Consider the following 25,850-nt stretch of genomic DNA (forward strand, 5'->3'; position numbering starts at 1 on the left):
AATGATGATCATGGAGATAAAGATGAAAGCCGTTAAATTATTAATCCTTCCTTTTCTTGCAACAGCGTTAGTGATGACTGGTTGTGCAAGCCGTAAACCTGCAGCTGAAATTCAAGCGGGTCAAAATCCATCTGAAGCAGGTACAGTAAGTACTGAGGGCTTAAGTGAAGATGCTGCTCTAAATGCGCAAAACCTAGCAGGTGCTTCTTCAAAAGGTGTGACTGCTGCTAATAAAGCATTCTTGGCAAAACGTGTTGTTCACTTTGACTATGACAGCAGCGATCTTTCTAACGAAGACTATCAAACACTTCAAGCACATGCACAATTCCTTGTTGCCAATGCAAATTCGAAAGTGGCTTTAACCGGTCATACCGATGAACGTGGCACACGTGAATACAACATGGCTTTGGGTGAACGTCGTGCTAAAGCGGTAGAAAGCTTCCTGATTACCAATGGCGTTGCTGCAACACAATTAGAAGCAGTGAGCTATGGTAAAGAAATGCCGATTAATGCAGGTCATGATGAAAATGCATGGAAAGAAAACCGCCGCGTAGAACTTAACTACGAAGCTGTTCCACCATTATTAAAATAATGGCTTGAATAAAAAAGCGCTGAATCGTTAGATTGAGCGCTTTTTTATGTTTTAAGCTTTTTCAGATTCTTTGGCTTCATCATTCGAGCTTTGCATGGATTCTATGAGATCATGCTTGTTGAATTTTTTATATTCTGGTTTGACTTCATAAGCTTTCCAGGCTTCTTTCACTTTCTCATCAGAAATATCATCTAAACTCATAGCTTCATTTGGCGTTGGAGTCGCATCAAACTTTTGCGTTGTCATAACTGTGCTCCTATCACTATTTTAATACCCTTTAATCCCCAACATAGCATTTTCCACAAAACTTACAAGAGTAAAATCACGACAAATAGTCGAGTTTAATTGTCCTTTTGCTGCGTTCTCATCTAAAATGAGTCCCCATATTCTTTTGATAATTTTTTATCATTTTCTAATTGGAGTTTTCCTGTCATGTCATACCTCACCCTTTCCCAATTTCTAGAACAAAAAACAGGGAATTTAACGCCTGAACTTGCTCAAGTTATTGAAACAATTGGTAATACATGCAAAGACATTGATCAGTTATTACAAAAAGGGGCTTTGGCGGGTGTATTGGGTAGTGCGCAACACGAAAACGTACAAGGCGAAGAACAAAAGAAACTTGACGTTATTTCGAATGACTACTTAATTAATGCTTTAAAAATTCATCCACATGTCGGTGGTTTGGCTTCAGAAGAACTCGATGAGTTCACTCCTGCACAAGAAAATGGTGAATTCCTGGTATTGTTCGACCCACTTGATGGTTCAAGCAACATTGACATCAATATGTGTGTCGGCACAATTTTCTCTATTTTACCTGCTAAAAATGCAGTGACCAAAGCTGAAGACTTCATGCAGGCAGGTATTAATCAAGCTGCTGCAGGCTATGTATTGTATGGTCCATCGACCATGATGGCGCTTACCGTCGGTGCGGGTGTTGTATTCTTTACTTTCGACCCTGAAACTCAAGAGTTCCTTTTAACTTCTGAAAATATTCAGGTTGCTGCTGATACCAAAGAATATGCAATCAATGCATCAAATCAACGTCATTGGGAAGAACCAGTAAAACGCTATATTGCTGAACTTCAGGACGGTAAAACTTCAGTACGTGGCAAAGACTTCAATATGCGTTGGGTCGCATGTATGGTGGGTGATATTCACCGTATTCTTTGCCGCAGCGGTATTTTCTTATATCCATACGATACGAAAGATCCGAAAAAAGCAGGTCGTCTTCGTTTAATGTACGAAGCAAATCCAATGAGTATGTTGATGGAACAAGCAGGTGGTGCATCTACTACTGGCCGTGTTCGTATTTTAGAAATTCAACCGACTGAATTGCATCAGCGTGTTCCTGTTGTGATTGGCTCTAAAAATGAAGTTGACTTAGTTACTCACTACCACAATTAATTTAAAAAATGGAAGTAAGTGTATTTGTCGCTTACTTCCACGGATAACTCTCCCATGCCAGCTTTTTTTCTTGAATCAAAAGACAATCCAAAAATCAAACACCTACGTGGATTGATTGAACAAAGCTCATTCCGTAAAAAGAATCGTCAAACGGTACTCGAAGGTACCCATTTAAGCCTTGCCTGGTTAGAACAGAATCGAAGCATTAATTCTATATTCACCACCGAAGCTGCCTATAGTCATCCTGATTTAGAAAAAATCGTTTCCTTGTACGACGGTAATGTTTTTATACTCAGTGAAGCTTTATACAACGACCTAAGTACCTTAGGCACTTCTTTGGCATGTTTGGCAATTGTTGATTTACCTAGTTCAAATCAGGCCTTAAATTTTAAAGAAGACACCCTAATCCTAGATAATATCCAGGATCCGGGTAATGTGGGAACTTTGCTACGCTCAGCTGCCGCTGCCGGCATTGAGCAAGTTGTATGTACCAAAGGTTCAGCCTCGATCTGGTCACCGCGCGTTTTACGTGCAGGTATGGGTGCACATTTTTCTCTACAAACCTATGAAAATATTGCCCTAGAAGACCTTTTAGAAAAATTCACCATACCGGTCTATGTTACCAGCTCACACCAATCTGAAAGCCTTTACTCAAAGAACTTAAGAAAACAATGTGTTTGGATTCTGGGTAATGAAGGTCAAGGTGTATCTGATTATGCACTTAAGCATGCTGAAGCTGTTTCTATTCCACAGCCTGGTGGACAAGAATCATTGAATGTTGCCGTCGCAGGCTCGATTTGTTTCTTTGAGATGGTTCGTCAGCGTTTATAATCCTTTCTCTTTCGTTACTTTATTTTAAACATCACTCGTTGATGTTTAAAAATAGATTACACTAGAAAAATAATAAGTTTTATTTGTCAACCAAACCATTATTTCCAACGTTATATGTATATGAAAATGGAAATAATGGTGGGTATCCAATGACAGGATTTTCCATCTCTATGGATTCAGCACCGAAACAGTCTCACTCGGAAAATTTGAGTACTCTGAAGAGTACCGCTGAACAACGCCTGAAAATTTTCATGCAGGATGTGACTGGACGTGCCTTAGTCATGATGGAGAGTGCTACTCAAGGTCAACAAGGCATTGCGATGGATTTAGTGCAGGAAGCATTTATTTCCTTGCATAAAACATATGCCGAAAAACCGACTGATGAATGGTATCCGCTGTTTTACACCATTTTGAACCATAAACTACAAGACTGGCGTAGAAAAGAAGTCCGTCGAGCGCAACCTTTTTCATTTTTTAAAAAGGTCAGCCTAGATGACGATGATATAGAACTGAATGATATTATCGATGAAAGTACCCCCAGTCCATTCGATTTTCTTGATCAAGCCGTGACTGCCGAAGAAATACAGGAAGCCATTTCTCAGCTTCCCGTTCGGCAGCAACAAGCTTTTATGCTGCGTGCTTGGGAAGGTTTTGATACACACACCACTGCACAAATCATGGAATGCAGTGAAGGTAGTGTAAAAACGCATTATCACCGTGCTATACAAGGTCTTAGAAACTCGTTGGCACATTTGAATCCATATTCTGGAGGGTCATCCGAATGAAACAAGATGATTTCTTAAAACAAGTTACTTCCAAACTCGATGGACTCGCACAACATCATAAAGACAAGCCTGTTGTGATGAATCATGTCATTGAAGAAATTAAAGACCGAGAAACTTCCCGTTACGGACTTTGGAAAATGTCAGGATTTGCACTTGCAGCTGCAATTGCGGGTTTCGTGGTCTTCCCAAATTCTATTGAAATGGCTGCAAAGCCTCAGAATCAAGTTGTGGTTACTCCAAAATTATCACCCCAAATGGTTGAAGATTTGGAGATGTTAATGGTTTTAGGCGAGGACAAAGTTCCACATGGCAGCTAAAAGATTAGCATTTGCTTTTTGTGCACTCGGATTTCTACAAACCAGTTTCGCTGGTTTTGAACGTTTTTGGATTTTTTCTAAAGATGCAGACACTCAAGTGGCAGAAACATGGGAAACTCTGTCAGATGCTGAACAACGTGCCCTTATTCAACGTTATCAATCGCTAAAGGAATTACCTGAAGCGCAAAGTACAGCTTTGCATCAGCGTATGGATTGGTTTACCCAATTACCCGAGCAAGAAAAGCAAAAAATGCGAGAAACCTGGCAAAAAATGAGTAGCCAAGAGCGTAAAGATTTAGGCAGCCGTATGCAAAAAGCGACAGCTGAAGAAAGACCCGCTATTCGTGATGAATACATCACTAAATATTTGCAGCAGCCCAATATTACTAATCATTAATGCTCAAAATACTCAGCAGTACTCATAAAAAAGCCTCTTTCGAGGCTTTTTTAGTTTTATTTCATTTTACGTCGGTACAGCCCCAATCCAATAAGTGCCAATAGACCATAAATACCGAATGATCCACCACCGCTACTACTTGAGTTGGTGTCTTTTGCTGTATTTTTCAATAACAATGTTGCTTCCTTGGACATTCCACCATCTGCGTCAAAAATTGCATATCGAATTGAGTAATCAAACTGGCTATAAGCATTTTTTACGGTCAATTGAATTTTGCCACCATAACAAGTGTCACGGATATATGCTTCAGGACAAGGGCCTTCATGCTCTGCTTTCATGATTAAACCCGCAGGTAATTCAGGAAAACGGATTGGAATATCTTGTCCTGCATCATTTTGATGATAAATAGCTTTCGGTTTCGTCACAGTCGAAATCGGGCCATCTCCATCATCACTGTCATTTTCGAGTGGGTTTACACTCATGGTTAGATACTGACTTGCGTCCAAAACATAATTATCATTTGTAGCAATAGGTTCGATATTGGTGAAACTGACTTTTAAAATGCCTGATGACTGTTGTACTTTGCCAGCTTTTTCTTTAATCGTATATTTACAATATGCATTATCACCATTTTCTAAAAGTGCACCGCTGCTACGATAGATCATTATACGTTTCAGATCAGCTTTCCACTCACACTTTAAGTCATCCATTGAACCATTCAGTATCGGCTGACCATCTTTAAAGGTCAGTACGCCAATCCCCAAAGGCTCTGCGATAATATCGTAATGCTTGGTATCTAATACTTTAATTCGATATTCTTCATTTTTACTGTCTAGAACACGCTCTTCGCCTGCAATCGCAAGCTCAATCGGATTAAAATAAATCGCGCGATATTTTTGGTACTGTTTGGTGTATTTATAAAGATTTTCATAGTCAGCTAACTCTTCCTTAAAATCATCAACATCTTCTTTATTGGTATTACTATCAGCAATGATCTCTTTCAGCTCATCAATATTTTTCTGGTAGTAGTCTAACAGCGTGACTAAAGATGAATTTTTAAGATCAGAAACATCCACCGCCGCTAGGTTCATTTGCTCAACAGAACCAATATCACAACTACTTTGTAGATCGGGATTTAATTGTAAAACTGTATCATCAGCACGTTCTAGAAGTCGTTGATCATAATCACTACAACCACTGCTGTTCACATCGACTAAATCCGTCGCTGTTTGATTATTGCGTGGATAATACAGCGGCAAGAACGTGTTATATGAAGATGCAGGGATCAGCTTAGAAAGTAGAGTCGAGAAACTTGCGGTTGATACATCAATATTTTTTGAGTTTTCCGCTGTGGCATCTAAACTACTTTTAGGCAACATACACTGATCTGTACCCGTGCCTAAATTTAAAGCATTTTTTGCCAAAATAAATACGATATTTTCTTTTGGCACGCCTGTATTAGAATAGTAGCGGCACGATTTACCACCTAGATTAAAAGCCAAAACGTTAAAATCGACATATTTGCTGCCATTCTCATCATAGAGCAAAGTACTGTTCGCTTCATTTTCAACAATAGTATTACTTTTGATTTTAAACATTGAAAAAGGACTTAAGCGATTTAACCCCTCTGTTACCATACGTAGAATACTACCATTACTGGTACTGGCTTTATTTTGCGCAATGGTATTGGTAATTAAATCAACTTTTGCTAAACCACAGAAATCAAAAGCACTTAAACTACTGCTTGAACCATTGTTGATAATACTGTTACGTTCAAAATAAACGACTGGTTTAGTATCGTCCAAATTACCATAGCAATCCATCGCGATCACACTACCTTTCGCTGCAGTGTTACCTTGAATTAAACTACCATTAATGGATATTTTTTTCTCGCTATTCAGTGCAACATTATAAATTGCACCCCCTGCAACCTCTGCTTTAGAATTGACAATCGCCCCATTCTTGAAGATTAAATCTCCCCCAATAAGTACTGCCCCACCACGACCATTTTGCCCAGCTTGAACACCGGCATAGCCATTTTCAAGCTGAATATCGTTTAAGGTGAAACTAATTTCAGTTTTGCTGGTGTTAAAAATCCGTGTACGACCTTCACCACTAATTATAGTTTTAATACCTTCCAGCGCTGGATAGGTCTGGGTCAATTTATTCTTTTCTTTAAAATTCTCACGCGATGCGCCGTTAATAATTATCACCGATTCAGGCGCTAATTCTGAATCCAATTTATATTTACCGGCTTCAAGTTGAATATAGTCAGTTTGACCAAACACCGTATTTCCTGGTGTACACCCGCCATAAGCTGCATTTTTCTTTGCCGTGATAATCGCTTCACGCAATGAACAGGCATTCGCATTTTCACCATTTTCATCTGCAAATGTTGTGACATAAATGGTTCGATCATCAGCTGCCATCAATGACATTGCAGATAAAACCATGACACAGAGCAATCCTTTTTTATAAGTGTGCATCACTTTTCCCTTTTTCTTATTTTTTAAAGCGGCGTATACCCACCAGTCCCAATACAGCAAATAAGCCGAAGAATCCGAACGCCCCACCTGAGGTTTTTACAGACTTATCTTCAAATTCATTGTTCGGTTCTTGTACCATATAGGCTTCAAGTACCATATATTTTTTGTTTTCATTGAAATGTGTCGATGACGTGACAATTTGAAGGTTAAAAATATCTGCACCATGCCAATTGCCATTTGGGGTATAAACCAAATTACCATCGATATCTAAAGTCAATGTTCCTTTTGACTTTGTTAAAGTTTGATCAATGTAGGCACAACCATCTTGCCATTCGCCGCCTGCTGGATTTTTCATTTTTAGCAAGCTTTCGCATTTTTCTTTTGGATATAAGTCACTGTCACCCAAGTATTCTAGAATGTTTAACTTAGCAACTTCACCCACTTTTAAATCTTGTCCAATACGCGATTTAGAGCTCGGTACAATAATCTCAATCGCGCCGCGGTCACACCAGCTATTATCCGTTGTTCGATTCTTATTGCGTTGATCCATGGTTTCACACATCAACTGTGTGCTGCCTACTGACAAATCCAGACGACCTTTATTCAAAATCAAGGTATCAAACATATTTTTAGCACTGAGTAAAATACGTGGGCGAATATAACCCAAGAACGTATTTTTCGGCGTACTGTATGGACACAGTAAAGCGTCTGGATCTTCCATCAACGATTTACAACTGCCTTCACTACTGTTACCGGCAAAAAGTTTACTACCTGTCCAAAACTCATTTGGATATTTGGCATCGCCATTCTTACACTCAGTACCCACTAAATTGTTTTGTATTAATGTTTTATCATCTGCGTTAAATTGGCAATTCGTGCCGCTACCATTGCCTATTACAATACTGTTGGCAAGATAACCGTAGCCTTTTTCCGAATTGAATTGTACACCTGCCTTATTGCCTACAATCGTCACATTATTTACAGCAATACCGTCACGAATATTAATGATATAACCACTGTTATTTAAAAATGTACTATTGCTGAGTTTATTTATATTTTTATCGTTTAGCAGAGTAACGTCAGCAATGGGTTTCTCACTAAAAATATTAGCAGCACCTGAAGTCGTATTGTTATTTTTAAAGACAGCACTGCTCAGTGTAAATGCCGGTCGTTGACCATACAAAGCAGCACCAGTGACGGCTGTATTATTTTCCAAAATACTGTCGCTAATCGCGACTTGGCTAATGTAATTTTGTGTTGTACTACTCTCTCCGACATTATAAATTGCTCCCCCTAAACGTGCGTTACCGCCAGAGAGTTTGACATATTGCAAGACCAAACGTTCATTGTTATAGAAAATCCCGCCTTTGTCGGCACAAATACTTTTGTTACAACCTTCAAAGCTCACTTCTTTGATAGTGATCAAAGCTAAATCTTTCGGATCATGGTCAATATTAAAAATTTGATCTTTGCCTGCCATTTTAATGACAGCATTATTTAAGCCCGCAATCGCTTCTTCAGTCACTGTGGTGTCATAATAAGTTTTTAAGGCCAGACTTGCTTTCACATCAACTTTAGCGTTTAGGGTATAAGTTTTTTGTTTGTCTAATAGAATCGTCGACAAAGCATCTTTACCGCCACAGCCCATGTAACCTGCTTCAGGCATGCCTTTATTGACATATTCAATGGCTTCACGCAATGAACATTCACTATCATCTTTGGTGATATCATCTGTAATGGTGACGGTGATTTCTGCACTATAAGCATGTCCTGCTAGACACAGCATCCCTATGCCTATGCTCCGTTTGAGCATATCTTTCTCCTTATATTCTTTTATCTTTTTATTCTGAAATTGCATATTCCCTGCAATTGCGAATTATTTTGCTGTACTTTGTCACAGCTAGAGTAATTACTCAAGATTTTTTATTGTTTACCGATATTCATCAATTAATGCATAAATTTGTCTTAAATTGGCATGACTGATTTTTGTTTTTTCACCTTTTAACAGCTGAATTAATTGTTCTAAAGTTTGTAATAAAACAGAGGTTTGATGAGGCCCATGCAGCAACAAATAATCGATAATTTGTTGATCAATGTGAATTCCACGACGTGTTAAGACTGATGTTACTAGCGCATAGCGATCTGCATATAAACTCCCTGTCGGTACTTTAACGCTCACCGCTTGAGTCAAACGTGACTGTAAATCCGGAAGTTCAAGTTTTAATTCAATGGGTGCTACACGAGAAGAGAAAACCAACTGCCCTCCACCTTCATTATTATAATTAATTAAATGGAATACTGCTTTTTGCCAATGTGGAACACCACTAATGGCTTCGATATCATCCAAGGCCACAAGGTCATATTGATCTAATGAAGTAATTGCTTCAGTTGGCGCATCAAGCAATTCCAGTAATGAAACTTGAATTGCAGACTTGCCTACCTCTAAATAAGAATCACAAATGGCAGAAAGCAAGTGGCTCTTACCTGAACCCGCACCACCATACACATAAAAACGGTTTATTAAACCGGCATGAAGCTGTCGAACTGCATCAATAACATGCCCCCAACTCGGACCCGAAAAATCACTAATTCGGGCATCCAGTTGAGGTTCTATATCTAATTGCAGTTGACGCATATATGTGTTTTGACCTTAAGGTTCTTTATTGTCTATCAATTCAATCTTACTCGATTTTTCAGCATCTTGCAGACATTTTGATTCTTGATTTTTCAATTCAATATCGACATCTACCTGATCCGTTTCAATCGAAATTGATCCTGCTCCAGTCTCTTGTATGATTACACCAGATTGCCCATATATACGGCTCTTCTCATAGCAGTCGCGCGCATGGCGTAACAGTACGACAATAATGGCTGCAACCGGTAAAGCAATCAACATTCCCAAGAAACCAGCAAGTTGCGCACCTGCCAATACCGCAAAGACCACTGCCACAGGAGATAAACCAATTTTATCACCGAGTAAGAAAGGTTGCAGAACATAACCTTCAATTGCCTGGCCAATCATGAAGACAACACCCACCAAGACCAGTTGCATCCAATCAATACCAAACTGGAATAGTGTTGCAATTACAGCAGCTATAATCCCAACAGCAAATCCTAAATAAGGAATAATACTGGCCAGTCCCGCAACCATTCCAATAATCAGTCCTACTTCAAGACCAATCACTTGTAAGCCGACTGCGTACACCGTACCAAGTAGAAACATCACCAAAAACTGACCTTTAACAAAGGCACCTAATACGCTGTGACATTCATTTACAATATGTAAAGTACTTTTCTCATAAGGACGAGGGATTAAACGACGGAAACTGTCGAGCATACGATCCCAATCTAACAGGAAATAGAATGCAATAATGGGGATCAGAACAACCGTCCCGCCAATCTGGATGAAATTCAGACCTGATTGAGCGACTTTTAACAACATTGCCTGAATACTGTCAGCACTATAATTGGTCTGAATATATTCCATGACCACAGTCGACATTTGCTGCGTATCGATTTCCATCGGATCGACACTAAAAGTTTGCGACACCCAAGGTAAAAAGGTGTAATTTAACCAGTGAATTCCTGCTGGAATACTGTCCCGCGCATACATCAGCTGTTGCCAAACGAGTGGTACCAAATACCACATTGCCAAGGTGAGAACCACGCCAATGCCAACAAAGACAATACTAATGGACAACCAACGTGGCAAACCAATCTTATGCAGTTTATCCACCAACGGGCTAAATAAATAAGCCACCAAAAATGCAGCTATAAAAGGTAATACTACTGGTTTAAGCAGATACAAGACCCAAAGGATTAATGCAATTCCTGAGAGTATAAAAATGCGACGTAAGGTACGATCCACCATGCAAATTCGCCTTTTTTCGGTTTATTCGTTATAGAAAGTAAAATATTTGAATAAAGATAGCATTTTAGCGCATAAATAACATAAGAGTTTCGTATATTCGGGTATAATCGCCGCGCGAATGCGGAGACTTCATTATGAGCAACTCAACTTCCCCAAACACTGGTTTAAGCTATAAAGATGCGGGTGTCGACATTGAAGCGGGCGACGCACTTGTCGATCGAATCAAAGCCGTCGCTAAGCGTACCTCACGTCCTGAAGTTATGGGCGGATTAGGCGGCTTCGGCGCTCTTTGTAAAATCCCTAAAGGTTATGAAGAACCTGTTCTCGTATCTGGCACAGATGGTGTTGGTACAAAATTACGTTTAGCACTCAATTTGAACCGTCATGACACAATTGGTCAAGACTTGGTTGCAATGTGTGTAAACGATCTTCTTGTATGTGGTGCTGAACCATTATTCTTCCTCGACTACTATGCAACTGGTCACTTAAATGTGGATGTCGCTGCAAATGTCGTGACAGGTATTGGTGCAGGTTGTGAGCTTGCAGGCTGTGCATTGGTTGGTGGTGAAACTGCCGAAATGCCGGGCATGTATGAAGGTGAAGATTACGACCTTGCAGGTTTCTGCGTGGGTGTAGTTGAGCAAAGCAAAATTATTGATGGTACCAAAGTTAAAGCTGGTGACGTATTGATTGGTGTTGCATCTTCAGGTGCACATTCAAATGGTTACTCTTTACTTCGTAAAATTTTAGACGTGAAAAACGTTGATTTAACACAAATCGTGGATGGTCGCCCACTTGCCGATGTTGCAATGGAACCTACACGCATTTACGTAAAACCATTGCTTGAACTTTGCAAACAAGTTGATGTTCACGCTATGGCACACATCACTGGTGGTGGTTTACCGGGTAACTTACCTCGCGTACTTCCAAACGGTGCTCAAGCTGTCGTGAATGAAGCGTCTTGGGAATGGCCAGAATTGTTCAAACTTCTTCAACGTGAAGGCGGTGTTGAACAACATGAAATGTACCGTACATTTAACTGTGGCGTAGGCATGGTGATTGTTGTTGATGCGACTGAAGCTGACAAAACTGTTGAATTGTTAACAAGCCTTGGCGAAAAAGCATGGACAATGGGTCATATCCAAGACAATGCTGAATCTGTTGCCGGCGCTGATGAAAAGATTCGCGTAATTTTTGCATAAAGAACCGCACATGATCAAAATTGCTGTCCTCGTTTCAGGCAGTGGAAGTAACTTGCAAGCCCTGATAGATGCCAATCTGTCAGGTCAAATTGTTGGGGTGATTTCCAATAAGCCTGAAGCTTATGCTTTAGAACGTGCGAAAAATGCAGGTATTCAAACTGCCGTTATTGAACATAAACAATATCCAAACCGTGAAGCTTTTGATGATGTAATGCATCAGCAATTGCTGGATTGGAATGTGGATTTGGTGGTTCTTGCAGGCTTTATGCGCATTTTAAGTGCCAAGTTTGTCAAAGCATGGGAAGGGAAAATGCTCAACATCCACCCTTCTCTGTTGCCGAACTACAAAGGTATGCATACCCATCAACGTGTACTTAACACGGGTGATGTTTTGCATGGCTGTACAGTCCATTATGTAACTGCTGAACTGGATGCCGGTCAGGCGCTTGCTCAAGGTGTACTAAAAGTAAATTTGCATGATGATGTAAATTCTTTAGCGAGTCGCGTTCATGTACTTGAACATGTCATTTACCCGCAAGTGGTGGAATGGATTTGTACAGGAACAGTTCAATATACTGAACAAGGTGTATTGTACCGTGGTCAAGCAATGCAGGAACCAGTTCAATTTTGTAAGCTTTAAACTGAATTTTTTGCAATAAAAAACGCATCCTAGGATGCGTTTTTTATTTGTGAAAAATATTATTGTCTTTAATAAATATAACTTTGGAAAAAATAAATGCTCTATAAACTAACAATTTGGCAATATAAAATTAATGTTACTTTTTCAGTTTTATTTCTACTATCTTGCCTATTATGGCTGATTTTCGACAATTCAAGACTTGAACCTTTTACAGTATTATTTGGTGGTATCGCCGCATTATCGAGCCTGATATGGCCTAAACCCAATTACTCAAATAAACGTTTAAAAGGTCGTGACAGCTTTAACTATTCCAGTAACAATGGGGTATTCACTATTGGGGAAGATGATTTAAATTTTGGTACTCAATAGACTAAAGCAAGTGATTCGTTAATTCATCTGTACAATGATCACTCTAGTATTAGGCAAATTGCTTTAGCCAGAAATGTATACAATTTTAGTGAGATACGGAATCCCAACGTTTTTGATTTCACTTCAAGAACTATAACAATAAATGAAAATGAGATAGTAGTACTAGTTAATCAAAGTGGGCACTATGCCTTAGTTAAAATTATTGATATCAAAGATAATTCTAGAAATGATGACAGAGACGAAATCACTATAGAATGGGTTATTAATCCTGATAAACAAATTGATTTTTCATAACTTAATATTAGCGATGCTTAGCTAATCAAACTCAGCATCGCATATAAATTTACTTCCTTTGAATCAGCTCTTTCACTAATTTAACCACTTCAACTGGATGCTCCAATGGGAACATATGACCACCGGGTGTCACAGTAAAAGGAATACCAAACTTCTTCTTTACCTGCTGTGGAAATTTGCGCGGCAAAAATGGACTCTGCTCAGCAACTACTAAATGTATTGGCATTTTAGGTTTGGTTTGTGGCAACCACCAACGAGATGGATTGGTTCTAAAAATTTCCACCTCATCCATTTTCGGAATGGTCAGTTCTACCCCACCACGCAATGGATCATCCATCAAGGCATGATCGATATAGGCCTGAAAACAGGCTGCTTCAAAATGCTGATAAAAACCTTTGGGTCTTAATAACTCGGCAGCCTGTTCCCGAGATTCCCAATGATCCCGACGACGCTTGGATAAACCTGCCGGAGACATTTTATCCAATGCTTTGAGCTTAAGCAGCTTCGCCACATGTAAGGCAAAAGATTCTTTCCCCATGATCAGGGGCGGATCAAGCATAATCACCTGACTAAACAATTCAGGGCGCTTTAAAGCCGCTTGAAAGGTCAGTACCGAACCCAATGAATGCCCGAGTCCAATCACTGGACGACCTTGGGCTTGACGTACAATACTGTCAATGACTTGATTGGTCAGACTCTCCCAATGATTATCAATAGGGTAGCGTTTATCTGGTCCAAGCAATGGCACATAAATAATATCGTATTCATCTTTCAGTAAATCAAACAGCTTTTGATAAACTTTTGATGGCACGCCATTGGCGTGCGCAAAATGGATCAGTGGCTTCATTGTAATTTGGTCGTTTGTTCAGATTGCACTTGTTGTGAAAGTGAAGTCGCAAAACCCTGACCGATAGAGCTTCCGATACGTCCAAGTACAGAATCGAAAGGATTATATTCAATGGTGTAATTCACTGCTTTTTCAACTTTTAATTCGCGCTTCAGCGTATTTAAGCTACCAGTACGATCTGCAATACCCAATTTCACTGCCTGATCGCCTGTCCAGAATAAACCAGAGAATATGGCTGGATCTTGAGATTTCAGCTTCTTGCCACGACCTTGTTTTACTGCATTGATAAAATGATCATGGACATTATCAAGTACACCTTGCACATGTGCTTTTTGTGCGGCATCAACCGGTTGAGTCATGGAAAGCAATGCTTTGTTTTCGCCTGAAGTCATGGTGCGGTCTTCTACACCCAACTTTTTCATCAAGCCATTCACACCGTAGTTCGGCATAATCACCCCAATCGAACCAACAAGGCTAGATGGATTAACAATGATCTCATCCGCAGCAGAAGCGATGTAATACGCACCTGAAGCACCCGTATCACCAATCACGGCATACAGTTTTTTATCCGCATGTGCTTTTTTCAAATACTGAATTTCTTGCCAGATTTCATCCGACTGAACCGGTGAACCCCCTGGTGAGTTAATATTTAAAACCACAGCTTTACTTTGCTTATTTTCAAAGGCTTTCTTTAATGCTTTGACTGTATCTGCACTATTGACACTTTGTTTATCTGCAGCAATGGTGCCAATAATATCAACTACAGCAATATGCGAACTGGTCGTTGCCGTTGGATCTGTAGATGAGGTACTGCAACTTTTCCCCAATAGCACTAAAATAAACAGGATATAAGCAAAAGTTAGAAATTTAAAAAAGATGCTCCAACGACGTGCACGGCGCTGCTCTTCTACCGAAGCTAAAACGGCTTTTTCTAAAATATGCCATTCTTTGCCAGTGATGTTTTGCGAGTTATGTTGTGTATTCTGAACTTCATTTTCTGGTTTTGGTGGCCAATCGGACATACAAAATAATCCAAGGATGAGTTAAATTGAACTCATTATATACACTGAATTATAGAAATCTGCCTAAACAATCTATTTTCGCCTATAATATTTGCACTTTTTGACTCTTTACATACATTGACGATAGGCAATGACTGACACTACCCCACCTAATGCGACGTATCGCTTACTCAAATTTGTAAGTCGACAACCTATTCAAATTTCGAGATTTATTGCCCGAGCTTTGGCAGGTCTAGTGAATTTACTCCAACTATCAAAAACGTCAGATACAATCCGCCTTAATCTTCAAATTGCACTGCCAGAATTAACTTCCGAACAACATGAGCAGATTATTCAACACGCCATTCGTAATGAATTGACCTCATATTTTGAATTTTTCAGCATCTGGGGTGCAAGTAACAAGAAAAATATTTCACGTATTGATTCCATTACCGGTGAAAAACTGCTTCAAGATGCGCTCAAAGCACCTGAAGGCTTGGTACTGATTGTCCCGCATTTTGGCACATGGGAAATCATGAATGCCTACCTGGCTCAATTCACCCAAATGACCATTCTGTATAAACCTGTCAAAAATGAAGCAGCCAATCAATTTGTGCGTGCAGCGCGTAGCCGTGAACAAGCCAACTTGGTTCCTACCGATGAATCCGGGGTAAGACAAATTTTTAAAGCGCTAAAACAAGGCGGTACTACGGTGATTCTGCCAGACCATACCCCGAATGTGGGTGGAGAAATGATTCCTTATTTTGGGGTTCCTCTGGCGACCAGTAATTTAAGTGCCAAACTGATTCAAAAAACCAAAGCCAAAACTTTATTTTTATATGCGCTGCGTAATGATAATCATGGTTTTGATATGTACATTGAGCCTATTGATGAGCGTATTTACCAAGGCAATGCCAATGAGGGTACCGGTGTTATTTTCGAAGCGATCGAAAATTTAATTCGCCGTTATCCAGAACATTATCACTGGAGTTATAAGCGCTTTAAAGCCAATCCAGAGCTAGAAAATATTTATCATTTAAATACAGATGAAGCACTCAAATTGGTTGCAGAAGTTCGAGCCAAAGCCAATCAGGCTGAAATAGCTTAGGGCTTTAACCATTGCTGTGAGTCACGTTCAAACTCAATAGCCATGATACTTTTGTGTTTGGAAAAACGAATACTGCCCTGTTCAATTGTCGTAAGTAGCGGAATTTTTAATTCTTTCAAGCGGGATTCAACTACTACACTTGGGTGTCCATAGCGGTTATTAAAACCTGCTGACACCACTGCCAATTTTGGATTCAATTGCTTCAAAAAATGATAGGCGGAACTATGTCGACTGCCATGATGCCCCAAAACCAGAACATCGACTTTTAAGTCTGGATAATCCTGAAGAATCTGATATTCAGTTGGCCAACCAGCATCTCCCATCAGCAAGAAATTTTGATAAGGTTGGGCATTTTTTACCTGTAAATAAACCACACAGGACATTTCATTTTTTTCATCTTTAGCATTTCCCAACTGCTCTGCTTTGGGTGACAAAACGGTAAGAGCAACTTGATCGCTCCAGTGCCACTTTTGACCTTGACGACAATAATCAAACTGGCTGGAATCAGCGACCTCAACCTGTTCATTTGAATAGACGTGCTTGATCGGTAAGTCCTGTTTAATGGTTTGATATGCTCCGCTATGATCCTGATCCAAATGGGTCAAAATCAGTTGATTCAATTCCCCCACACCATTCACCGATAAAAAGGGCAAGATGATTTGTTTGCCTACGCTAAATTTACTTTCATCATAATTTCCACCCGTATCAATCATCAATGTCTGTTCTTGATCACGAACAAAAATAGCTTGTCCCTGCCCGACATCTAATACTGTCAACTCAAACTCATTTTTACTAGAATCAATCATCATTAAAGGCACAAAGCATAATACCGACCAAGTTTTTGGTACCACACCACGCGGTAAAAACAGAATCATGAGCCCTAAACACAAACTCAGCAGCACCCAAATGTTCATCGCCATAGGTTGGAGTGTAGGTGAAAAAAGCTGATCTAACCCCTGCATGAGGATAAGCAAAGCTGAAATACACAAATCATTGATTTGGAAAATCAGACTTCCCAAAGGCTCAAAGATGAAATAGCACAACGCCGCGACCACATCTAAGGGAACAATCACGATACCAATCCATGGAATGGCAAATAAATTGCTCAATGGCGTAATCCAGGCCACCTGTTTAAAGAAAATCAGCATTAATGGAAATAAAGCCAAAAATATTTTCCATTGCGATTCGATTAAAATTTTAACTTGGGTTTTAACCGCTTGAGTCTTGGTCTTAATTTCTTCAGCATGACTTTGCTGTTGCACAGTTTGATAAATACGTAACAGCACAAAGCATGCGCCATAGGACAGCCAGAATGCAGCCGATAAAATACTAAACGGGTCAAACATTAATAAAATTGAAGCACTAAACAACAAAATACTTAAGGGCTGAATCTTTTGTTTTAACAATACAAATCCACTGATCAACAAGCACGTGAGCAAAGTTCTGAGGGCTGGAATTTCAAACCCTACAAAAGCACAATACAACAGTACGCAAATACAAAAAGGCAGAATCAACAAATATTATTTTGGCCACTTTAAATACAGTTCGGGACAATAGCGGCAAATCAGTTGATGCAAGCTCCAACATAACAATAACGCAAAAATTAGCACATGCGGTCCAGAAATTGCCAACAAATGACTCATGCCAAAGCGCTGAAATAACTGTTCAGTTTCAGGTTTGAGTAAACTTTTATCACCTGTTAACAAAGCCAAAAGTAGCCCTTTATGTTGTACAGGCTGCTGATTAATAAAATTTCGTAGCGCTAGGCGTTGCTGTTCCATCCAGAATTGTATTTGATTCGAAAAAGAATGTTGCTGCCTGACATATCGACCATAACCTAAAGCAGAAATGTCTTGTTCAGACAGCTTTTGTGCCGATGTGACTTTAAAGCCCGACATAATATTTTGCTGGAGATACCATTGCTCTTGATCAAAAACACCTTGAGTTGCATAGCTATGCGCCGGCAGAAGTTTCCCCTGCAAGCGATAATATTGACCTAGTCCAAGTACAGGTTGATGATGAGCATCTATTTCATTTTTTAAAAATGCCTGCCATTGCACAACGTCAGCATGTCGATTTAGCACCTGTATTTTTTGTTGTATAGATTTTTCACCCAATTCATTGATGTTTTTAACATAGGCAATCACTTCAACTTGTTCAGTCTGCTTTTCTCGAAACTGTAAACGGTCATTCAGTTGATGTTGGGCAAAGTTATAGCCAAGCGTGATGCCCAGACTAAAGCCAATACAGAGCTGTAAAAATGTGAACCACACAGAATGAACTTGTTTTAAAACAGTGAGCTTTAAAAGCAAGAAGAGAATGAAAAGAGCAATACAAGGAATCAGTAAAGACTGCAAGAACGGAAACGTTTTTCCCATGCTCGCAATACCGATTACCCAGCCTACGCAGATTAATTGAATCATTATTTTTATAATATTTTTTATTTTGCGCAATATTAAAGCCCACCGGAGTGAGCTTCAATCAATTTTTAAACTTATCGATCAGTGTCTAAGCATCAATCCAGACACCATCTTGCATATGCAAAATCGAATCTCCTTCTTGGGCCAATTGTTCATCATGGGTCACAATCAGCATCGCCATATTGAACTCACTGCGTAATTCACTGAGCAGTTCAAAAATTTTCACTGCATTTTTACGGTCCAGGTTCCCGGTCGGTTCATCGGCCAGCATCAGTTCAGGCTTCGCCACCAAAGCACGTGCCAAAGCCACACGCTGACGTTCACCACCCGACAACTCACCCGGTTTATGGGTCATACGGTGCGACAATCCGACCCGATTCAGCAAGTATTCAGCTTGCTCTTTGGATTGCTTATAATTGGTACCTGCGCGCAGCATCAGTGGCATTGCGACATTTTCCAAGGCGGTAAATTCAGGTAATAGATGATGGAATTGATACACAAAACCCAAATGCTGATTACGTAAATAACCACGTTCAGCTTCACCCAAATTATCAAAGCGCTTGCCGTTTAAAAAGACTTGTCCTGCTGTAGGGCAATCCAGACCACCCAACACATGCAACAAGGTACTTTTACCCGAACCACTTGAACCCACAATCGAAACAAACTCACCTGCTTTGACTTGTAAAGACAAGTCCTTAATCACTTCTACTGTGGTTTTCCCATCAGTAAAACTTTTCGAGATATTTTTTGCTTCGAGGACAATATTACTCATAACGTAAGGCCTCTGCAGGTTGAGTTTTCGCAGCACGCAAAGCTGGATAAATCGTCGCAAGGAAGCTTAAAAGTAAGGATAAGCACACAATGACGACCACATCTTGCCAGCGCAAATAAGATGGTAAATAATTAATGAAGTAAGCATCAAACAGGTTCAAACCAAAGGTGGTATTGAGCCAGCCAATCACACTACTAATACTTGAAGCGAAAATAATCCCGAGAATGGCACCCGAAACGGTACCAATCACCCCAATAATGGTTCCCTGCACCATAAAAATTCGAGTGATGGTCGCAGGTGATGCACCCAGAGTACGTAGGATCGCAATATCGGATTTTTTATCCGTTACCACCATCACTAGCGATGACACAATATTAAATGCAGCCACCAAAACAATCAGGAACAGCAGCAAGCTGACCATGGCTTTTTCCATCTGAATGGCACTGAACAAATTACCGTGAGTAAAAGTCCAGTTCGATGCATAGAAATTGCTTGGCAAGTCTTTAACAATATCATCCGCGACTTCAGGCGCAAGGAAAATATCATCCAGTTTTAAACGGACACCTTGAGCACCATCGGGCAAGCGTAATAAAGTCGAAGCATCATTCAAGGCGATATAGCCCATCATTGAATCCACTTCTGCCCCAATACTGAAAATCCCGACAATTTTAAAACGTTTGAAACGTGGTACCACACCGGCCGGTGAAGGTGTTGCTTCTGGAAGCACTAAAGTAATATTGTCATTTAAGCCTAAACCCAGTGAATCAGTCATTTGTTTACCTAAAACAATGCCAAATTCACCTTTTTTCAGGCTATCAATACTGCCTTCAATCATGTGATCCTGGATAATCGAAACTTTCTTTTCATATGAAGGTTCGATTCCCGTAACCATGATTCCGGCCACTTGTCCTTGCGCTGTCAGCATCCCCTGTAACTGGGTAAATGGTGCTACGCCTTTGACATGCTCATGTTGTTCAACTTTTTTTGCAAGTTCAGGCCAATTTGTTAAAATTTGTGTTGAAGAAACAGTAGCTTGAGGTATCATTCCTAAGACGCGGTTTTTCAGTTCTCGGTCAAAGCCATTCATCACAGATAAGACTGTAATGAGGACGGCTACACCTAATGTGAGGCCGATCATAGAAACCAGAGCAATAAAAGAAATAAAGTGGTTACTACGCCGTGCGCGAGTATATCTCAACCCTATATACAGCGAGATTGGTTTAAACATACCATTTAGTCCGAGGAATAATTATGGAAAATTTACAGCATCAAAGCGGCAACATGGAACGTCGCGTTATGTCGCGTATAGATGCTGCCTTGCGAGTTAATTATCAGATTATTTCTGATGATGTCGCATTTAATGACCCTTACGATCCTAACTTTGTACTGCCACGCTATTTTCTACTACTCGCAGAATTAGATCAATTTGATCATGCAATAAACTACGAATTAGAACAATTATCTGAAAGAGATCAACAAATTGCTCGAATCTTATCCTTATTCAATCAAAAATTAAACCTTATTACCGGTTCTTTGTACGATGCAATTGTACAATCCATGTTACCCATCCCGGAAAATGTCAATTTTTCAGAAACCGGATTCAGTTTCTTTAATGAGCATCCAATTCAGGAAGGAACCTATATTCACGTGACCTTAAGCCACCCTGAAAATTTCTTTCATATTGCAGCAACTGCACAAGTGGTTTATAGCCGAGCTGAAGACAATGGTAAATTCCGTACTGGCGCCTATTTCATTACCTTACATCCACAAGATCGGGTGAAACTGAGCGAATGTATTACAGTGAGCAAGACTAAGGATTAAAAATTTAACTGCCAGATTTAATCTTGTGGGCGAGCTTACGACTCGCCTTAAGGTCACGATAAAAATAGACAAATAAACCAAACAACAAAATAAATGCACCGACAAAAACCATTGCCGACAATGACTCGTTATTCAGTACCGCACCAATAAATAAAGCAATCATTGGAGTCATTACCGTGGTTAATGACAAAGTTGTGGCTTGAATATTTTGCACCAATTTGAAATAGCAGAACATTGCAATCAATGATGCCATCACCACTGCATAAAGCAGTGCCAATAGCGACTTGGCATTTGGAATATGCGTGGGTGCATATTGCCAGATAAAAGGCACAGTACAGATTGCAGCTACCGTTGAAACCAAAATAGAACCGGTTGCCTGCGCCACAGGATCAATATTCGCATTCACTTTCTTGACCCAAAAAATCGATAAGGCATAAGTAAATACGCTCAGCAACATGAGGCCAATACCAATTGGGTTGACATGCTGATTTTCACCGCCAAAACAAATAATGGCCAAGCCCGCAACTGCAATGAGCATGCCCAACCACTGCAAGCGACTTAAACGCTGTTTAAAGCCAAAGCGTCCAATCAGACCTGCCATAATGGGCGCCACCCCAAACATCAGGGCAATAATGCCTGAGCTTAAATAGCTGGTTGCAATATAAGTAAAAAACTGCGATCCCATTAAACTAAATGACCCAGCCAAATAGCTATGCCAAGAGGTTTGGTCGATGGGAAATTTAACCTTTAAAATCACCAATAATACGACTGCTAGGGGTAAGGCAATAAAAAACCGCAGCACCAACGCCCACATTAAATGCAGGTCAGAGACACTCCACACAATTGCCAGTGGCGTCGTGGCCCAAATAAATACCAATAAGGCATAGGTTGAAACAATATTGGCTTTGGAAGGCATATGGAGCTCGGCTTAGAGTGCAGTTTTACGTTTTTGTTTCTGGATGGTTTGATCGAGTGAACTGGAGAATTCACGTTTATCACGTTCAGAAATCGGCGGTGGCCCACCAGTGTTGACACCTGCCCCGCGTAATGAATCCATAAAATCACGTAAATGTAGACGGGCTTTTACATTTGCCGTGGTATAAACCTCACCGCGTGGATGAATCGCAATTCCACCCTTTTCAATCACCAGAGCCGCAAGCGGAATGTCTTGTGTCATCACAATATCATGCTCTTTCATGCGATCTATGATTTCTTTATCGGCCGCATCTGCCCCACTCATCACCTGAATGGAATTGATTCGAACTGAAGGAGTAATGCCTACATTTTGATTGGCGACAAAGGTGACTTCTAACTGATAACGATCTGAAGCGCGAATAATGACTTCACGTAGAATTTTAGGCAATGCATCGGCATCGACCCAAAGTTTAAATGGCAGCACAAAGCATCCATAGCAAGAAAATATTAAGATCTAGTTTAACAAATTCGTATGACAAGAGGATGGATAAATCCACTGCATCAATTCACACTTTAAATTTGAATGAGATGACCTTGATTTTTTTATACGCAAATTTTTAAGCATAATCTCTATTACCCGTACCCGTTTCTTTGCATAGGTTATTTAGCCCATTTCTCATACTTTGATGGTTAAATTTAGTCGGATGACTTGAAATTTTAAAATAACCCTCGATTTAATAGATAAATACAACCCAACATCAATTGTGAATATGAAAAATCAAAATAGACCAGAAATTATCACCATTGAAGATCAAAACTTTGGCAGCCATGTTGAACACTGGAATTTACTCACAGACAACCCAACTACAGATGTGCCAAAGTGGCTTGGTTTAGCTCTGAATGCACCGGTTATGCCAATGGGTTTGTGTACCGAAGAATGTGACATGGACGAAACCACATGGCTTATTCAAGGACCAAAGAAAGCAGCGGTGCAAATAAATCAAGTGATTGCGGTTGAAAATAACAAGCCACAAGCTGTGAAAACTGCATTTCCAAGTTTCGAAGGTCCCTATAAAGTCGATGCTAAAATTGAACGTATTATCAGCTGTAAATCAAATACGCAGGCTGTTTTACGCTTAAACCTAGGTGCAAATACCATTGTTTATGCCTTTGATACCCTCTATAGCGTTAATCATGAACACTATGAAAAAGGTCAGACCTATCTTGCTCAGTTAAATGCATGGGCTTATGAACTTGAAGCTGTTTCAGACCATGAACACTTGGTGGTCGATGATCCTGCATCCATTAAACACCACCGTGCTTTAAATGATATTTTAGCAGCCAATGACGGTGTTGCCCCTGCCAATTTGCAAGAACAGATTGATGCCTGGGAGCCTAAATCGGAAGATGATAAAGAACCCGTCACTGTCGATTTCTCAAAAATGGTGGCTTATCTTTATGGCGAAAACATGGGCCAAGAAGATGAAGCCTGGTTCCAGGGTAATATTGTCGGTAAAACTTCAATGTCGTTTATGGAGCAAGACTACACGCTTTATGACGTTGCTTTAATTCATGATGAAAACCAGGAAGCAACCCTGATCCGTATTGCGACCAAGAATGCAGCCAATAAAGACTTTCAGATTGGTCAATTTATTCGAGGCAACCTGTGGATTCAAGTCAATATTCATTCTAAAAAACAGTAAGCTACAAACAGCAGCTGAATATTGTGATGCTTAATATCACAATTTAGCTGCTTTTTTATGCCCATTTTTTATTATCTCGTTTTGAATGATGCTACATATTTATCCACAGCTAAACATTATATTTAACGTTTTTAAATTCAAAATAAAATACACTTATCCCCAATTTTAAATTCAAAATTTTATCTTTTAAAATACGCTGCTGATTATATTTTATGGTTAATTTTTAAGCTTTTTATACAGTCCAACCCTTGATTGATAAGAAGCTGAGAATAAATGCGATATTTATTTCGATAAAATAAATATTTTAATTACATATTTTTATTTAGTACTTTATTTAATCAATTTTTTATGATAAAAATGCAAATTAGAAATAGGAATTAACGATAAATAAATCGGAATAGAGCTTTCCATGAAAATCGTGCAAGAAGAAAATATACAACAAGTTGAACATCAACTTGGAAAACGCTTCCAGTTAGACACCATCTCATGCTTATTTTTTGTATTAGGCATGTTTATGTCTGCCTATCTTTTACATCTCTTTATTCTTTAAGCTTATTTTAACACCTGATTTTCAACAGACTTGTTTCAACTTTCAACAGATAATAAAAAGCCCATCATATGATGGGCTTTTTTAACTTTAGGGCTTAACCATTGCGTTTCGCAAAGTCATCCATAAACTTAACAAGAGCCTGTACACCTTCTAATGGTACGGCATTATAAATACTTGCACGCATACCACCAACTGAACGGTGACCTGCCAAATTAAGAAGATGATTTTGTTCAGCTTCTTTCAAGAACAATTTATCTAAATCCGCATTTGCCAAAGTAAATGGAACATTCATGATTGAACGGTTTTGTTCTGCAATTGGGTTCGCGTAGAAATCACTCGCATCGATATAGCCATAAAGCAATTTGGCTTTTTCAAGGTTTACTTTGTGAATGGCTTCAACACCACCATTTTCAAGCAGCCATTCAAATACTAAACCAGACAAGTACCAAGCATAGGTTGATGGCGTATTCACCATTGAATCATTCTTCGCTTGTGCAGAATATTTCAAAATGCTTGGAATTTCAGGTTTCGCTTGATCAAGCAAATCATCACGAATAATCACTAAAGTTAAGCCTGCAGGACCAATATTCTTTTGCGCGCCTGCATAGATTAAACCAAATTTGGACACATCAATCGGTGCGGAAAGAATGCTTGAAGATAAATCAGACACCAATGGTGCATTCACTTCAGGAATACCCGCAAATTGAAGACCACCAATGGTTTCATTATCTGCATAATGCACATAAGCAGCATCGTCAGATAAATTCCACTGGCTTTGATCAGTAATCGCTAACTTACCATTAATGCTTGTGCCTGCTTCCACGACATTGATGTCGCCATAGCGTTTTGCTTCTTTTAACGCTTTTTCAGACCAGATTCCGGTGTGGATATAATCTGCTTTATTATTTTTGCCTAAAAGGTTTAAAGGAATTGCAGAGAATTGAAGTGAAGCACCACCCTGTAAGAACAATACTTTATAGTTCTCTGGTATGTTCATCAATTTGCGTAAATCTGCTTCTGCTTTTTCTGCCACAGCCACATAGTCACTACTACGGTGACTCATTTCCATGATCGAAAGACCTTTGCCATGCCAATCGAGCATTTCAGCTTGGGCTTTTTCTAAAACGGCAGTCGGTAATGCAGCAGGGCCAGCACAGAAATTGTACGCGCGCATGATTTTTCCTTTCAAAGTGAAACACAATAAAATAACGGCATTTAACCACAGATAGCTTGTGCTTGCAGTAAATTATCCTGAAAATATTTCAATGCTGTCGGACATTTAAAGTCAAAAGTTCAATAAAGGACTATTGTTGTTTTCGGTTTAATAATTTCATTAAACGGTTCCATCCATGATTAAATAACTGACTGTACGAACAATTAAACTGGTAATCATACTAGAAATCACAATAACGACATGAATAAGAACCACCAAAAAACATGAATAGCAAACTCGATCCAGCGTAAACCAAGACAGATTAATTGAGGATTTATATTCGATTTTTTTATTGTTTTAAATTGGCTA

General features: G+C 39.5%; 25 protein-coding genes and 1 pseudogene. 13 read left to right on the top strand and 13 right to left on the bottom strand.

The features are described 5' to 3' along the window. Window positions 1–22 precede the first annotated feature (22 nt). Complete coding sequence (pal, locus tag B9T23_RS07140; protein ID WP_086193597.1) at window positions 23–592, top strand: peptidoglycan-associated lipoprotein Pal; 570 nt, start codon at window positions 23–25, stop codon at window positions 590–592. A 51-nt stretch (window positions 593–643) separates the two neighbouring features. Here the strand turns inward: pal and B9T23_RS07145 are convergent, their stop codons facing one another. Continuing rightward, entirely contained in the window at window positions 644–838 is a 195-nt protein-coding gene (locus B9T23_RS07145; RefSeq protein WP_086193598.1) for an NF038105 family protein, read from the bottom strand. Window positions 839–1,024: 186 nt separating this feature from the next. Here B9T23_RS07145 and B9T23_RS07150 point away from each other — a divergent pair, with 186 nt between their 5' ends. From B9T23_RS07150 to B9T23_RS07170, 5 genes are all read left to right on the top strand, one after another. Further along, window positions 1,025–1,999, top strand: a complete 975-nt coding sequence (locus B9T23_RS07150; RefSeq protein WP_086193599.1) for a class 1 fructose-bisphosphatase — start codon at window positions 1,025–1,027, stop codon at window positions 1,997–1,999. A 54-nt stretch (window positions 2,000–2,053) separates the two neighbouring features. Next, window positions 2,054–2,830, top strand: a complete 777-nt coding sequence (locus B9T23_RS07155) for a TrmH family RNA methyltransferase (RefSeq protein ID WP_067724910.1) — start codon at window positions 2,054–2,056, stop codon at window positions 2,828–2,830. A gap of 170 nt (window positions 2,831–3,000) precedes the next feature. Next, window positions 3,001–3,615, top strand: a complete 615-nt coding sequence (locus B9T23_RS07160; protein ID WP_086193600.1) for an RNA polymerase sigma factor — start codon at window positions 3,001–3,003, stop codon at window positions 3,613–3,615. Beyond that, complete coding sequence (locus B9T23_RS07165; protein ID WP_086193601.1) at window positions 3,612–3,932, top strand: hypothetical protein; 321 nt, start codon at window positions 3,612–3,614, stop codon at window positions 3,930–3,932. Before B9T23_RS07160 ends, B9T23_RS07165 begins: the two co-directional genes overlap by 4 nt. Then, window positions 3,922–4,329, top strand: a complete 408-nt coding sequence (locus tag B9T23_RS07170) for a DUF3106 domain-containing protein (RefSeq protein ID WP_086193602.1) — start codon at window positions 3,922–3,924, stop codon at window positions 4,327–4,329. The genes B9T23_RS07165 and B9T23_RS07170 overlap by 11 nt, the downstream gene beginning before the upstream one ends. Window positions 4,330–4,385: 56 nt before the next feature. Here the strand turns inward: B9T23_RS07170 and B9T23_RS07175 are convergent, their stop codons facing one another. From B9T23_RS07175 to cxpE, 4 genes are all read right to left on the bottom strand, one after another. Then, window positions 4,386–6,815, bottom strand: a complete 2,430-nt coding sequence (locus tag B9T23_RS07175) for a CSLREA domain-containing protein (protein WP_086193603.1) — start codon at window positions 6,813–6,815, stop codon at window positions 4,386–4,388. 16 nt (window positions 6,816–6,831) lie between these two features. Beyond that, the gene (rbtA, locus tag B9T23_RS07180) at window positions 6,832–8,628 is read right to left on the bottom strand and encodes a rhombotarget A (RefSeq protein WP_086193604.1); all 1,797 of its coding nucleotides are present in this window, start codon (window positions 8,626–8,628) and stop codon (window positions 6,832–6,834) included. A gap of 117 nt (window positions 8,629–8,745) precedes the next feature. Further along, window positions 8,746–9,450, bottom strand: coding sequence for a DnaA regulatory inactivator Hda (gene hda, locus B9T23_RS07185; protein ID WP_067724899.1), 705 nt, complete (start codon window positions 9,448–9,450; stop codon window positions 8,746–8,748). Window positions 9,451–9,465: 15 nt separating this feature from the next. Beyond that, complete coding sequence (gene cxpE, locus B9T23_RS07190) at window positions 9,466–10,686, bottom strand: chloramphenicol efflux transporter CxpE (RefSeq protein WP_067724897.1); 1,221 nt, start codon at window positions 10,684–10,686, stop codon at window positions 9,466–9,468. 134 nt (window positions 10,687–10,820) lie between these two features. Between cxpE and purM the strand changes: the two genes are divergently transcribed. The 3 genes from purM (at window position 10,821) to B9T23_RS07205 (ending at window position 12,897) form a co-directional block, all read left to right on the top strand. Next, window positions 10,821–11,888 carry a phosphoribosylformylglycinamidine cyclo-ligase gene (purM, locus tag B9T23_RS07195; RefSeq protein WP_086193605.1) on the top strand — a complete coding sequence of 356 codons (1,068 nt, stop codon included), beginning with the start codon at window positions 10,821–10,823 and terminating at the stop codon, window positions 11,886–11,888. A gap of 10 nt (window positions 11,889–11,898) precedes the next feature. Then, window positions 11,899–12,528 (top strand): phosphoribosylglycinamide formyltransferase, encoded by a 630-nt coding sequence (gene purN / locus B9T23_RS07200; protein ID WP_086193606.1) that lies wholly within the window; start codon window positions 11,899–11,901, stop codon window positions 12,526–12,528. Window positions 12,529–12,624: 96 nt separating this feature from the next. Further along, window positions 12,625–12,897, top strand: a complete 273-nt coding sequence (locus B9T23_RS07205) for a hypothetical protein (RefSeq protein WP_086193607.1) — start codon at window positions 12,625–12,627, stop codon at window positions 12,895–12,897. A gap of 343 nt (window positions 12,898–13,240) precedes the next feature. On the opposite strand, the gene B9T23_RS07210 is transcribed toward B9T23_RS07205, so the two are convergent. Both B9T23_RS07210 and sppA read right to left on the bottom strand, forming a co-directional pair. After that, on the bottom strand, window positions 13,241–14,038 hold the full coding sequence (locus tag B9T23_RS07210; RefSeq protein ID WP_086193608.1) for an alpha/beta fold hydrolase: 798 nt from the start codon (window positions 14,036–14,038) through the stop codon (window positions 13,241–13,243). Then, a complete protein-coding gene (sppA, locus tag B9T23_RS07215; protein WP_086193609.1) occupies window positions 14,035–15,060 on the bottom strand; it encodes a signal peptide peptidase SppA in 1,026 nt (341 codons plus the stop codon). The genes B9T23_RS07210 and sppA overlap by 4 nt, the downstream gene beginning before the upstream one ends. 130 nt (window positions 15,061–15,190) lie before the next feature. Here sppA and B9T23_RS07220 point away from each other — a divergent pair, with 130 nt between their 5' ends. After that, complete coding sequence (locus B9T23_RS07220) at window positions 15,191–16,147, top strand: lysophospholipid acyltransferase family protein (protein ID WP_086193610.1); 957 nt, start codon at window positions 15,191–15,193, stop codon at window positions 16,145–16,147. Here B9T23_RS07220 and B9T23_RS07225 read toward each other — a convergent pair. From B9T23_RS07225 to B9T23_RS07235, 3 genes and pseudogenes are all read right to left on the bottom strand, one after another. Then, a pseudogene (locus B9T23_RS07225) lies at window positions 16,144–18,570 on the bottom strand (DNA internalization-related competence protein ComEC/Rec2). The gene B9T23_RS07220 and the pseudogene B9T23_RS07225 overlap by 4 nt on opposite strands. 85 nt (window positions 18,571–18,655) lie before the next feature. Next, window positions 18,656–19,339, bottom strand: a complete 684-nt coding sequence (gene lolD, locus B9T23_RS07230; protein ID WP_086193611.1) for a lipoprotein-releasing ABC transporter ATP-binding protein LolD — start codon at window positions 19,337–19,339, stop codon at window positions 18,656–18,658. Continuing rightward, window positions 19,332–20,567 (bottom strand): lipoprotein-releasing ABC transporter permease subunit, encoded by a 1,236-nt coding sequence (locus B9T23_RS07235; protein WP_067724881.1) that lies wholly within the window; start codon window positions 20,565–20,567, stop codon window positions 19,332–19,334. Before B9T23_RS07235 ends, lolD begins: the two co-directional genes overlap by 8 nt. A gap of 23 nt (window positions 20,568–20,590) precedes the next feature. Between B9T23_RS07235 and B9T23_RS07240 the strand changes: the two genes are divergently transcribed. Continuing rightward, a complete protein-coding gene (locus tag B9T23_RS07240; RefSeq protein WP_067724879.1) occupies window positions 20,591–21,160 on the top strand; it encodes a PilZ domain-containing protein in 570 nt (189 codons plus the stop codon). A gap of 4 nt (window positions 21,161–21,164) precedes the next feature. Here B9T23_RS07240 and B9T23_RS07245 read toward each other — a convergent pair whose 3' ends face one another. Both B9T23_RS07245 and B9T23_RS07250 read right to left on the bottom strand, forming a co-directional pair. After that, on the bottom strand, window positions 21,165–22,076 hold the full coding sequence (locus B9T23_RS07245; RefSeq protein WP_086193612.1) for a DMT family transporter: 912 nt from the start codon (window positions 22,074–22,076) through the stop codon (window positions 21,165–21,167). A 12-nt stretch (window positions 22,077–22,088) separates the two neighbouring features. Further along, complete coding sequence (locus B9T23_RS07250) at window positions 22,089–22,559, bottom strand: YaiI/YqxD family protein (protein ID WP_086193613.1); 471 nt, start codon at window positions 22,557–22,559, stop codon at window positions 22,089–22,091. A 286-nt stretch (window positions 22,560–22,845) separates the two neighbouring features. Between B9T23_RS07250 and B9T23_RS07255 the strand changes: the two genes are divergently transcribed. Together B9T23_RS07255 and B9T23_RS16780 are read left to right on the top strand one after the other, a co-directional pair. Then, on the top strand, window positions 22,846–23,778 hold the full coding sequence (locus tag B9T23_RS07255) for a hypothetical protein (protein ID WP_086193614.1): 933 nt from the start codon (window positions 22,846–22,848) through the stop codon (window positions 23,776–23,778). A 409-nt stretch (window positions 23,779–24,187) separates the two neighbouring features. Further along, entirely contained in the window at window positions 24,188–24,328 is a 141-nt protein-coding gene (locus tag B9T23_RS16780) for a hypothetical protein (protein WP_165493727.1), read from the top strand. A gap of 94 nt (window positions 24,329–24,422) precedes the next feature. Here B9T23_RS16780 and serC read toward each other — a convergent pair whose 3' ends face one another. Then, window positions 24,423–25,502, bottom strand: a complete 1,080-nt coding sequence (gene serC, locus B9T23_RS07260) for a 3-phosphoserine/phosphohydroxythreonine transaminase (RefSeq protein WP_086193615.1) — start codon at window positions 25,500–25,502, stop codon at window positions 24,423–24,425. Window positions 25,503–25,850 lie beyond the last annotated feature (348 nt).

Source organism: Acinetobacter terrae (genome assembly GCF_002135195.1).
GTDB classification, from domain to species: Bacteria; Pseudomonadota; Gammaproteobacteria; order Pseudomonadales; family Moraxellaceae; genus Acinetobacter; species Acinetobacter terrae.

Excerpts from the sequence above, each read along its gene's own strand:
- pal (WP_086193597.1), top strand. The coding sequence starts at position 23 with ATGAAAGCCGTTAAATTATTAATCCTTCCTTTTCTTGCAACAGCGTTA.
- B9T23_RS07145 (WP_086193598.1), bottom strand. The coding sequence starts at position 838 with ATGACAACGCAAAAGTTTGATGCGACTCCAACGCCAAATGAAGCTATG.
- B9T23_RS07150 (WP_086193599.1), top strand. The coding sequence starts at position 1,025 with ATGTCATACCTCACCCTTTCCCAATTTCTAGAACAAAAAACAGGGAAT.
- B9T23_RS07155 (WP_067724910.1), top strand. The coding sequence starts at position 2,054 with ATGCCAGCTTTTTTTCTTGAATCAAAAGACAATCCAAAAATCAAACAC.
- B9T23_RS07160 (WP_086193600.1), top strand. The coding sequence starts at position 3,001 with ATGGATTCAGCACCGAAACAGTCTCACTCGGAAAATTTGAGTACTCTG.
- B9T23_RS07165 (WP_086193601.1), top strand. The coding sequence starts at position 3,612 with ATGAAACAAGATGATTTCTTAAAACAAGTTACTTCCAAACTCGATGGA.
- B9T23_RS07170 (WP_086193602.1), top strand. The coding sequence starts at position 3,922 with ATGGCAGCTAAAAGATTAGCATTTGCTTTTTGTGCACTCGGATTTCTA.
- B9T23_RS07175 (WP_086193603.1), bottom strand. The coding sequence starts at position 6,815 with ATGCACACTTATAAAAAAGGATTGCTCTGTGTCATGGTTTTATCTGCA.
- rbtA (WP_086193604.1), bottom strand. The coding sequence starts at position 8,628 with ATGCTCAAACGGAGCATAGGCATAGGGATGCTGTGTCTAGCAGGACAT.
- hda (WP_067724899.1), bottom strand. The coding sequence starts at position 9,450 with ATGCGTCAACTGCAATTAGATATAGAACCTCAACTGGATGCCCGAATT.
- cxpE (WP_067724897.1), bottom strand. The coding sequence starts at position 10,686 with ATGGTGGATCGTACCTTACGTCGCATTTTTATACTCTCAGGAATTGCA.
- purM (WP_086193605.1), top strand. The coding sequence starts at position 10,821 with ATGAGCAACTCAACTTCCCCAAACACTGGTTTAAGCTATAAAGATGCG.
- purN (WP_086193606.1), top strand. The coding sequence starts at position 11,899 with ATGATCAAAATTGCTGTCCTCGTTTCAGGCAGTGGAAGTAACTTGCAA.
- B9T23_RS07205 (WP_086193607.1), top strand. The coding sequence starts at position 12,625 with ATGCTCTATAAACTAACAATTTGGCAATATAAAATTAATGTTACTTTT.
- B9T23_RS07210 (WP_086193608.1), bottom strand. The coding sequence starts at position 14,038 with ATGAAGCCACTGATCCATTTTGCGCACGCCAATGGCGTGCCATCAAAA.
- sppA (WP_086193609.1), bottom strand. The coding sequence starts at position 15,060 with ATGTCCGATTGGCCACCAAAACCAGAAAATGAAGTTCAGAATACACAA.
- B9T23_RS07220 (WP_086193610.1), top strand. The coding sequence starts at position 15,191 with ATGACTGACACTACCCCACCTAATGCGACGTATCGCTTACTCAAATTT.
- lolD (WP_086193611.1), bottom strand. The coding sequence starts at position 19,339 with ATGAGTAATATTGTCCTCGAAGCAAAAAATATCTCGAAAAGTTTTACT.
- B9T23_RS07235 (WP_067724881.1), bottom strand. The coding sequence starts at position 20,567 with ATGTTTAAACCAATCTCGCTGTATATAGGGTTGAGATATACTCGCGCA.
- B9T23_RS07240 (WP_067724879.1), top strand. The coding sequence starts at position 20,591 with ATGGAAAATTTACAGCATCAAAGCGGCAACATGGAACGTCGCGTTATG.
- B9T23_RS07245 (WP_086193612.1), bottom strand. The coding sequence starts at position 22,076 with ATGCCTTCCAAAGCCAATATTGTTTCAACCTATGCCTTATTGGTATTT.
- B9T23_RS07255 (WP_086193614.1), top strand. The coding sequence starts at position 22,846 with ATGAAAAATCAAAATAGACCAGAAATTATCACCATTGAAGATCAAAAC.
- B9T23_RS16780 (WP_165493727.1), top strand. The coding sequence starts at position 24,188 with ATGAAAATCGTGCAAGAAGAAAATATACAACAAGTTGAACATCAACTT.
- serC (WP_086193615.1), bottom strand. The coding sequence starts at position 25,502 with ATGCGCGCGTACAATTTCTGTGCTGGCCCTGCTGCATTACCGACTGCC.